Annotated in this window: 6 protein-coding genes; 1 reads left to right on the top strand and 5 read right to left on the bottom strand. The window is 60.8% G+C overall.

Translation table 11 applies throughout. The annotated features are described in order from the left end of the window. Positions 1-2,305, bottom strand: a 2,305-nt coding sequence (locus FJW04_RS29805; RefSeq protein WP_210241327.1) for an Ig-like domain-containing protein, incomplete at its 3' end; no start/stop codon positions are given. Between the two features lie 323 nt (positions 2,306-2,628). On the opposite strand from FJW04_RS29805, the gene FJW04_RS29800 reads away from it, so the two are divergent. Beyond that, positions 2,629-3,582, top strand: a complete 954-nt coding sequence (locus tag FJW04_RS29800) for a transglutaminase-like cysteine peptidase (RefSeq protein ID WP_140718406.1) — start codon at positions 2,629-2,631, stop codon at positions 3,580-3,582. A 132-nt stretch (positions 3,583-3,714) separates the two neighbouring features. Here the strand turns inward: FJW04_RS29800 and FJW04_RS29795 are convergent, their stop codons facing one another. The 4 genes from FJW04_RS29795 to FJW04_RS29780 are packed head-to-tail and all read right to left on the bottom strand — an operon-like array spanning position 3,715 to position 9,303. Continuing rightward, positions 3,715-4,356: a ribbon-helix-helix domain-containing protein gene (locus tag FJW04_RS29795; protein WP_140618714.1), complete on the bottom strand. Its 642-nt coding sequence runs from the start codon at positions 4,354-4,356 to the stop codon at positions 3,715-3,717. Further along, the gene (locus FJW04_RS29790; protein WP_140718404.1) at positions 4,346-5,635 is read right to left on the bottom strand and encodes an HlyD family type I secretion periplasmic adaptor subunit; all 1,290 of its coding nucleotides are present in this window, start codon (positions 5,633-5,635) and stop codon (positions 4,346-4,348) included. The genes FJW04_RS29795 and FJW04_RS29790 overlap by 11 nt, the downstream gene beginning before the upstream one ends. Before the next feature lie 50 nt (positions 5,636-5,685). Next, positions 5,686-7,818: a type I secretion system permease/ATPase gene (locus tag FJW04_RS29785; RefSeq protein ID WP_140663265.1), complete on the bottom strand. Its 2,133-nt coding sequence runs from the start codon at positions 7,816-7,818 to the stop codon at positions 5,686-5,688. Between the two features lie 36 nt (positions 7,819-7,854). After that, entirely contained in the window at positions 7,855-9,303 is a 1,449-nt protein-coding gene (locus tag FJW04_RS29780) for a TolC family protein (protein WP_140718402.1), read from the bottom strand. Positions 9,304-9,883 lie beyond the last annotated feature (580 nt).

Below are 9,883 nucleotides of genomic sequence, written 5' to 3'. Positions count from 1 at the left end.
GGTCGGCGCCGGCCTTGACCAGGTCGAGCGCGGCTTCGTTGACGGTGACGTCGTTGTCGGCCGGAGCGACGATGGTGGCGTCGGCGACGTTGATGGTCAGTGTCGTCGTCGACAGGTCGCCGTCGCCATCCTTGATGGTGTAGACGAACACGTCGGTGGCATCCGAGGTGATGTTGTTGGCCGTCGACTGATAGGTGTAGGAGCCGTCGGCGTTGAGATGCAGGGTGCCGTGCAGGCCGGCAATGTCGGTGCCGGCGCCGGTGGTCACCGCCGTGGTGGTGTCGACGCCGGCGGCGCGCACGCCCACCACGCCGCCGCTGGCGGCAAAGCCGTCGGCGCCGGCGACGTCGTTGGTCAGCACGCCAGCCGCCGCATTGACGCTGAGCAGCGCGCCTTCGGCGACGTTGCCGGTGTTGGCATTGGCCGTCGGCACATCGTCGACGATGTTGACGGTGAGCGTACCGGTGGCGGTCTCTGGGGTGGTCGGATCGGTGTCGGTGACGCCGATGGAGACGGGGATCGAGGTGTTGTTGGTGTCGCCGGTGTTGTCCAGCAGTGTGTAGGTGTAGTGGATGTGTCCGGTCGTCGGGGTCGTCGCCTCGTACCAGGCGGTCAGCGTCCCGGTGGTGTTGGAGAAGACCGACGTCGGAGTGAGCGCATTGGTGCTTGCGATGGTGACGCCCTGCAGCGAGACCGCCGCCACGCCGTCCGACGAGCTGATGTCGACGGCGCCCGAGACGGTCGTGGGATAGGCCACGTTGCCGGTATGCGAGCCGGCCGGCTCGCTGCCGCGTGTGCCGAGGCCTGCTTCATAGACGGTGGTGTCGGCGCCGCCGGTCGCCGGGACCGTGTCGATGTGCGGGGTGCCGTCGCCGATGCCGATGGTTAGCGTGGTGTGCGCCAGGTCGCCGTCGCCATCCTTGATGGTGTAGGTGAAGACGTCGTTGACGCCGCCGGGCGAGCCGGCGTCGCGGGTGTAACTGTAGGAGCCGTCGGCATGCAGCGTCAGCGTGCCGTAGGTGCCGTGGATGACAGAGCCGATGGTCGCTGCGCTGTCGAGATTGGCATTGGTGTTGCCGGCGGCGACGCCTACGACACCACCCGCGGCATCCTTGCCGTCGGCGCCGAACACGTCGTTCACGAACACATCGCCGGTGATCGCGGCATGGCTGCCGGACGGCACGGTGCCGATGTCGGCATTGGCGGTCGGCACGTCGTCGATGATCTGGACCGACAGCGTACCGGGAGCCGAGACGTCGCCGTCGGTGTCGGTCACCGTCAATGTCATGTCGTCGAAGATGGAATCGGTTCCCGGGCCGGGATGCACCGCGCCATGGACGAGCGTGTAGCTGTAGCTCACCTGGCCGGTGCTGGCGTCGTAGCCGTTGATGGTCAGCGTGTTGCCGAGCGGTGTGGTGATTTCAATCGGCGCCGATGCGCTGTTGGCAAGTGCTGCACCCGAAATCACCTGGCCGGCGATGGTCAGCGAGCCGACACCGTCAGGCGAGGTGATGGTGAAGGTGCCGGTGTTGTGTTCGGATGTGTCGCCGTCGGTGCCCGGCGCGGCCAGTTCGCCCGAACCTTCCGCGCCGAAGCTTGCCGGCAGGCCTTTTTCATTAACGGTGGTATCGCCGCCACCGACGGAAGGCGTCAGGTCGGCGATAGACGGCGTTGAATCGGGCAGGAGGCTCGGGAACAACTCGCGATGATCCGGCTGCCCAAACTGCAAAGCCGTCGGCGGCAGGAGCGCCGACAGGCCAAAGCCGTCGCCGATCCCGCCGGCAGGCTGTTCGAAATTCCCGCCGGCGCTCGAGGTCGTGCTGCCACCGGCCGATATCGAGCCGTCCGCGCCAAAGGCGACATCGACATGGCTCGCTTCCAGCGCTGCGATCAGGGCCACGCGCGGCACTTCGACGTCGCCGATGACGAAGGTCGGCACATGCAGGGCACCGTCCTTGATGGCGATCACCGAGCCGTCCGCCTGCTCGAGCACGAGGTTGTGGCCGTCGACCTTGATGTTGTCGATCGAGACATTGGCGGGAAGTTTGACGACGTTGCTTGCGTCCGCGACGTATTCGTGCGGGGCATTCGCCGTTGGCGGGGCTGCCGGCGGCGCGCCGCCACCGACATCGACCGGTACAGGCTCGGCCGCGGCCGGCGCTGTTTGGACCGGTGCCGCCGCTTGCTCGGCGGGCGCGGCTTGCGCCACCACCTGGGTCGGCGCTGTCAGGTCGTGATGATCGCTGGAGACGGAATGCTCGTCCCACGAGGTCGAAAGATTGTCCAGTTCAATACTGTTCGCCATAGCTTAAACCCCTCCGGTATTTCCCGGATAGAGACAGGCGGCGGCTTGACTTTGCAACGGTCCATCAATCCATTCTATATATTTGGATATGCCTTCGATGACTTTTTTTACGCTTGGTAAACTGTGAACATATAATCAGTTATATGTTGTCTGGAAGGCATAGCGCTTCGCCACCGGCGGCGCGGAAAACTTGGTAAATATAAGTATAAATACATGTAAAATTTTACTAAAATCAGCAAAGCGAATTCGTAGGAAACTTATCTATCTTCCTTTCCAGTAATTTGAGACAAAATTGGTAGCGTCCACAGTCAAAGGTGGGCGTCATGAAAAAACAAAAGAATGCTCCGGGGAAGTGCAAGCTCAAGCTGCTTCTGCTGGCGGTGGGGATAGCCGGCTCGGCGCAGCCAGCCCTTGCCGGGCCCGTCATCAGGAATTTCATGCCCGAAACAGCACTGCTTGGAGCGGTCCAGGCGCCGCCTGGCCTCGGCGGCATTTCGCTGCAGAGATACCAGCCCTGGCAGCCGGCCACCCCCTACCGGATCAGCCTTGTCCTGAACGGATATGGTCCCGTTTCCGCTCAAGACGGGTCCAGCGCCTCGATGGCGCAAGAGGGCAGGGGTATCGACCCGATGCCGACGGCGTCGATCATTCCGGGCGTTTTCGGGTCGGTTGCGCTGTCCATGCGCAATTTTCCCGTTTCGGCGCGCTGGGCACCTGTCTACCAGGCCATAACCGATTGCACCGCGGGCAGCCCCTGTGATCACGAGAGCCCGGCCTTCGCGGCCATGCTCTCGGCCGCCCAAGGCAAGGGGTTCGTCGAAAAACTGTCGTTCATCGACAGCGGCATCAACCACCTGATCGCCTATAAGAAGGACAGCGTCGTTTACGGCAAGCTTGACTATTGGGCGAAGCCTTCGGAGATCCTCGCCAATCGTGCCGGCGATTGCGAGGACTTCGCCATTCTCAAGATGACCGCGTTGCTGAGGGCCGGCATTCCGGCACGCAGCATGTCGCTCGTCGTTCTCCAGGACCGCAAGCGGGGCTTCTTCCACGCCGTGCTTTCGGTCAGCACCGCAAGCGGCGCTTATATTCTCGACAGTCTCAACGATACGGTGCTCAAGGACAGCGCCCTTCCGAATTATCAGCCACTGTACTCGTTCAGCACCGACCGGGCGTGGATCCACGGGTCCAAGTCGGGGGACGCCCAGATGGCCGATGTCAAGGGCGGTTTCGCAACCGTCGCCCCTGGCGAAGGCCTCCAGGCGGAAGTCAAGTAAGGGCCCGCGCGCCGGCTTTCTTGTCCTGGTTGAATGGCGGAACAATTCCTGGAAAAGTCTATTGTTGGTTTTCCGGCGGAATCGCGTCAGCAGATAGGGCGGTTCGGCGTTTGCGTGAAACGATGAACGGCGCTAGCCGTTGAAGACGAAAGCCATCAGCAATTCCAGGTCCAGCACCGGCGCCCGCACCACGTTCAATTGGCCCCGGTAACGGCGTTCGCCGGCTCCAATCACAAATCCGCTCGCAACGGCAACATCGCCATTGGTGTCGAGGCGGGCGAATATATCGGCCACGTTGAGATCCAGCGCCAGCTTCAGGTCCTGGCGCGTGTCTTCGTCGAATGCCGCCGGCAATTGTCGTTTGACCAATTGCTGGAACGGCGCATTGAAGGTCACGATCTTCTTCGTCGAGGCCAAGGCGAAGGCCGGCGACGGGCAGGCAAGTAGAATGGCGTTTATCGTCCTGATCGATGCAAGCCTACGCAAATTCAGGTTCTCGCGCCCCAACTCGCGTATGCAGGCCACCCGGATTGCCGAGGTCAAGTTTCCTTTCTCCGCGTGACCTTCGGCGATCTCGTCGACCAGCATGCCGATCGTGCATTTGCGGCTTTCAGCCATCTGTTTCAGCGAAACCCAGAAAGCCCGTTCAAGCCGAATGCCGCGCCTGATGCCGCCGCGCGCCACGACGCGGAACTCGAGTTCGAAATCTTCTGTCGGGAGTGGCAGAAGCAAGTGGTCGCTCCGGGTCGCGGGAGAGGTGGCGCTAGCGCTCACTCATTGCCTCCTGGCGGGCTTTGTTGATCGGCTTCAGCAGGTAGCTCAGGATCGTCTTGCGACCGGTCTTGATATCCACCGAACAGATCATGCCGGGGATGATCGAATATGCCTTTCCGTCTCGCTCCAGCGTCGATCTATCGGTTGAAACACGCACCTGATAGTAGGGCTCGCCCGTCTTCTGATCGACCAGGCTGTCGGCGGTTATGTTTGAAACCTTGCCTTCGATGCCGCCAAAGATCGAGAAATCGTAAGCCGTGACTTTGATCAAGGCATCCTGATCTGGGCGGATAAACGCGACATCGCGGGGCGAAACACGTGCTTCGACCAGCAATGTCTCGGAAGTGGGCACGATGCCGGCCACGACAGTACCCGGCTGGACGAAGGCGCCGACGGTGTTCAGTTCCATGGTGTTGACGATGCCGTCCACCGGCGAGCGGATATCCGTTCGCGCGACCTTGTCGGTCGCGCCGCGAATGGTTTCGTCCACCACTGAAAGATCGGCCAAGGCCTGCGTCAGGTCATCGAGCGCTTCCTGCTTCAACTGCAGCCCGAGTTCCTCGACCTGGAGCTGCGCCTCGGTGATCGCCGACTTGCCCTTCTTTATCGTCTCGCCGGCCAGGTTCAATTGGCCGTTGAGTTCGGTCTGTTCCTGCTCGACCTTGAGCTGCTCGGTCCTTGCCATCAGACCTTTCTTGACCATCGCCTCGACCAGCTTCGCCTGCTGGTCGCTCACAGCCAGGTTTTTTGTCAGGCGGTCGAGATTGGCGTTCGCCTCGTCCAGTTCTTTTTCGCGCTGGTCGAGTCGCGACTTGAGCACCGACAGCTTGTTGTCGAAGTTTTCGCGCCGGGCAACGAGGAGATTTTGTTCGTTGTCACAGATTTCCGGCGCCACGGATTGGATGTCCTGCGGACAAGGAAACGATCCGGTGATGCTGCCGCTCTGTTCGTATTTGAGCCTGGCGATGCGTGTTTGCAGGGCCCGCGCCTTGGCTTGCTGTTCGCCGAGGCTGGATGTGTTCAAAGTATTGTCGAGGCGGATAATAAGGTCGTTCTTCCTGACGACCTGCCCCACCTTCACGGCGATTTCCTGAACGACGCCCGGCTCGCTGGCTTGAATGACCTGGGTCTTGGAGGCCGGTATGACCTTGCCGTCGCCACGCGCGATCTCGTCGACCTCGGCGAAGGACGACCAAGCGACAAAGGCGACGAAGAGCGCCCCTATGATGAATATGGACGCCGTCGCGAAAAGCGGCGGGCGGTCTTCCCTGGCAAGCATTTCCCACGCCCCGTTATCATATCGGTTTCAGCCCGATATAATTTGTTCATTCAGGAATTCGTTCTCTGCAGCGCCTGAATGACTTGTTCTTTTGGCCCGTCGGCAACTATCTTTCCTTGTTCGATAACAATGAGGCGATCAGCCAATTCGAGCATGCTGAAGCGATGCGTCGAGACGATCAGCGTCGTGTTGTGGTCGAAAGCGGTCTTGAGTTGCTTTATCAGTTGCCGTTCCGACGCCAGATCCATCGAGCCGGACGGTTCATCCAGAAAGACGATCTTCGGCTTGGTCAAAAGCAGCCGGGCGATCGCCACCGTCTGTCTCTGCCCGCCGGAAAGATTGGTGCCCCGTTCACCGACGTTCATGTCGTAGCCACGCGGGTGGCGAGACACGAACTCGTCGACGCCGGCGGCTTTCGCGGCTTCGATGATCTGCTCGTCGGTCGCCTCCGGAGATGCCATCAGCAGGTTCTCCTTGATGGTGCCCGAAAACAGATCGCCGGCTTGCGCGACGATGCCGACGGCAGCGCGGACCTCTGACGGGTGATACTGGCGGATGTCGATGCCATCCAGCAGCAATTCGCCGGAGCTTGGCAGAAAAAGCCTGCCGATCAGGCGTCCCATCGTCGTCTTGCCCGATCCGATGCGGCCGATGATGCCGATGCGCTCTCCCGGCTTCACCGAAAAGTTGAGGCCGGACAGAACCTCGTTTTCCGATCCGGGGTAGACGAAGCCGACATTCTTGAACGTCATCGCGCCATTGCGAATCGGACGATTGACGAAGCCCACCGTATCCGGCCGGTCCTCCGGCTGGGCCATGATGGAATTCACCATTCTCAAGGAGAGCATGGCCTGGCGAAATCTCGATAGGGTGATCGCGATCTGGCCGAGCGGAGCCACGGCCCGGCTCGCCAGCATCACCGTTCCAATGATGGCTCCTGTCGAAACATGCCCTTCCGAAAAGGCGTAGGCTCCAGCCACGACCAGGGCGACCGTCACAAGCTGCTGGATGGCCTGGGTGATGTTGCCGGCCGCCGCCGAGAGCTGCTTGATCTTCTCGGAAGTGTTGGCCGCATTCTTCGAATGCTCGCCCCACTTCCTCAGCAAATAGGCTTCGGCGCGCAGCGACTTGATCGTTTCCAGCGTGGAGATGGACTCGACCAGCAGAGCCTGGCGCTGGGAGGCTTCATTCATGGAGGCTGCGACCCGTTTGCCGATGCGGCGTTGCGTGACGAGGCCAACGACCACCGACGCCACAAATGCGAGGGCCGGGATGACGACCAGCCAGCCGCCGATCGCGTAGATGACGAGCAGGAAGATGAAGACGAAAGCCGTATCGATGAACACGCTGATCGTGTTGGAGGTGAAAAATTCCCTGACGAACTCATATTGGGTGACGCGGTTGGCATATTCGCCTGTCGAGCCCGGGCGCGCGGACAGGGATGAATTCAGCACCTTCTCGAACAGCAGATACGATATCCGCAAGTCCGCCTTGCGCCCGGCATAGTCGATGAGCGAGGCTCGGGCCGTTTTCAAAAGCAGATCGAAGAGAATGACGGCGCCGATGCCGATCGCCAGCACCCAAAGCGTCGATATCGCCTTGTTCGGCAATATGCGGTCATAGACATTCATGGTGAAGATCGGCGAGGCGATGGCCAAAAGATTGATGAAGATCGCCGACAGCACGACCTTGGAATAGGTGCGCCAGAAAGCGCCCATCGTCCCCGTCAGCCAATGGCGCCGCTCGATCTGCTGCGCCGACCCGACCTTCATGCCCTCGGTGGCGTTGGCATAGGTGATCGAGAAGGATACGCCGCCACTGATGTAACTTGCGGCCAGCTCGGATTTGCCGACAGTCGTGCGCCCGTCTTCCTGCGGGGCCGTGAGATACCCGTCGCCGTCGGTTTCCGCCAGCAAGGCGATCGGCAACTGACTGACACGGAAGAGAATTGCCGGAAGATCGACGCGACCGCGCAGGAAGTCGCGATGGTTGAATTCCTGGGTCTCGAGACCGATGCGCTCGGCAAGATGCCGGATCTCGGTGACCTCGATGCGCGTGTCCGAAATCGGCACTCCGGCAAACAGCACGGTTTCGGCGCTCGGCCTGCCGAGATAGGCAGCCACCGCCGAAAAGCAGGCCTTGAACGCCTCCTTGGGCGACAGAATATGTGGCTGCTGATTCACGACCCGCCCGCCAGAACCCTCAACACCCCTTACGGCTCACTTCTTCCTGACAGGGGCGAGGATATCGAAGGGCAGGTCGTTCTTCTGTTCCGACGGGGTCCGTGCATAGGTTTCGGTGTCCGGGATCTCCGGAACCGCGAATTCATCCTTGGCGTAGGCCGCGGCCTGCTTCGGCGGCTGGATGTCCATCGTATTCAGCAACTGCCCGGTTGCCGCCAGAAGTCGGTATTGGGCAAAGAGGGATGCGTAGGACGCGGTGTCCGCCAGCGTTGCTGTGTTGAACCGCGTATTCTGCGCATCCAGCACATCGAGCAGCGAGCGCTGTCCGACCTTGAACTGCTCGCGATAAGAGGCAACCAGCTTCTCGTTGGAAGCGGCTTGCAGCTTCAGGGTCTTTGCCAGGTCGGCTTGCCGGAAGCGGCGATCCCACGACGTGCGAACGGCTTCTTCGATCTCCCGCAGAACCTGATGCAGCCCAAGCCGCTGTTCGCTGGCGCGGCGGATCTGCTCCTGCTCATTCGCTTTGTCGATGCCGCCCCGATACAGGTTCCACCGCAGCACCACCCGTGCCTGCAGATCGGACGTGTCTCCATTGTCGCCGTCAATGTCGTATCCGGCCCGGGCAACGCCTTCGGCGACGACCGACGGGCCGTATTTCGCCCGAGCGGCGTCAACCTGCGAGCCCGCGGCGGCGATATCGCTATTGGCCATGTGGACGCGCGGGTTGTTCTCCCGCGCAATGCCCAGCGCGTCGTCCAGGGACCTTGGCAGTGCAGAGGAAACGTCGCCTGGCCGCGATGCATTGGTCAGCGGTTTCCCGACGGTCTTGAAGAAGCGTATTCTCGAGGCCTCGAGTTCCTCGGAAGCCTCCTGCATGCGGGCCTTGGCCGCAAACAAGCGCTCCTCGGCCTGTTGCCGGTCGGCTTCGTTCAATCCGCCGCCTGCTATGCCTTCCCTGATGTCGTGGAGAATCGCTTGGTGAAAGCCCAGATTCTTCTTTGCCTCGGCCACGATCGAGGCCTGAAGCATGTATTCCAGGTAATCCTGGACGACAGACAGCCCGATGAACTCAGATCGCTCCAGCACGCGGAATGAGGCGCCATCCACTCGCGAGGCTTGACGGTTGAGTTCGGCTCGCCTTGCGCCACTATCATAAAGCGTTTGCGAAACCGTCAGATCGGTCTCCGCGGGATAAAGCGCATCGTGCTCGATGGAGAGCGCGCGGCGGGAGGAGTTGTCCAGGCGGCGAGCACCAGCGGATGCCTCCAGGTCGACGCTTGGAAGATAGAGCCCTTTTGCTTGCCGCAGTTCGAACTCGATGGCCTCGCGGTTTTCGATGGCCTGGCCGATTTCCGGGTTGGATTCCACCGCGACCGCCATGGCTTCCTTGAGTGTCAGCGCATGCGCGCCCCAGCAGCTCAGCATGGTAGCCGTCATCAAGAGACCAACGCCCATGACCTTGGTCGACAGACCTGTCGTCTTCATTTTCCCACCCACGTTTCCCCGCGCTTTTTAAGAGCGCCCCAGCCGGGCTTGGCGCCTGACCTTGCCACTATCTTGCAAATTAACGTGCGCGTTTCATTATTAAGCTGTGACTAAATCATAGAATTTAGGCAGACGGTCAAAAAATGTAGCAAAAATAGCACACATTTGGGACGCCGGCGGGATCAAATGCCGGTATCGAAACTTGAAGCCCCGAGACAAGATATTGAAGATGGGCAACAGCAAGCCTGTTCTGGCATATGCCGACGAGTACGCATGTCCGCAAACAAAGTTGCTCTCGCGGAGGCAATAAGGCGCTTTCAACAGTTCGGGTGCAGAAGGATTTGGTCCGGCCCACCCAGATTGACCACATGTTCTGGTCGCGCCCGCTGTGGTTTGCGAGATCGCTGACGCACTGCCGAGCGTGACACTTCTTGGTTAAGTCTAGGCTGCAGAGTGTTTGGATCAGGGCTTATTCGGTGCGCGCTTCGGCCTCGAATGGAGTCTGCCCTTCCCGAGAGATGGGTGACAGTTCATTCCGGATAGATGGGTTACACTTTCGGCCCTTTGCAAGGAGAGCAAG

The sequence above is a fragment of the Mesorhizobium sp. B2-7-3 genome (assembly GCF_006440715.1).
GTDB classification, from domain to species: Bacteria; Pseudomonadota; Alphaproteobacteria; order Rhizobiales; family Rhizobiaceae; genus Mesorhizobium; species Mesorhizobium australicum.
Note: the sequence above shows the minus strand (reverse complement) of the source record. Positions and strands in the feature narration are given on the sequence as shown.

Bases quoted from the DNA above. Each gene is read 5' to 3' on its own strand.
- FJW04_RS29790 (WP_140718404.1), bottom strand. From the start codon at position 5,635: ATGCTTGCCAGGGAAGACCGCCCGCCGCTTTTCGCGACGGCGTCCATA.
- FJW04_RS29780 (WP_140718402.1), bottom strand. From the start codon at position 9,303: ATGAAGACGACAGGTCTGTCGACCAAGGTCATGGGCGTTGGTCTCTTG.
- FJW04_RS29800 (WP_140718406.1), top strand. From the start codon at position 2,629: ATGAAAAAACAAAAGAATGCTCCGGGGAAGTGCAAGCTCAAGCTGCTT.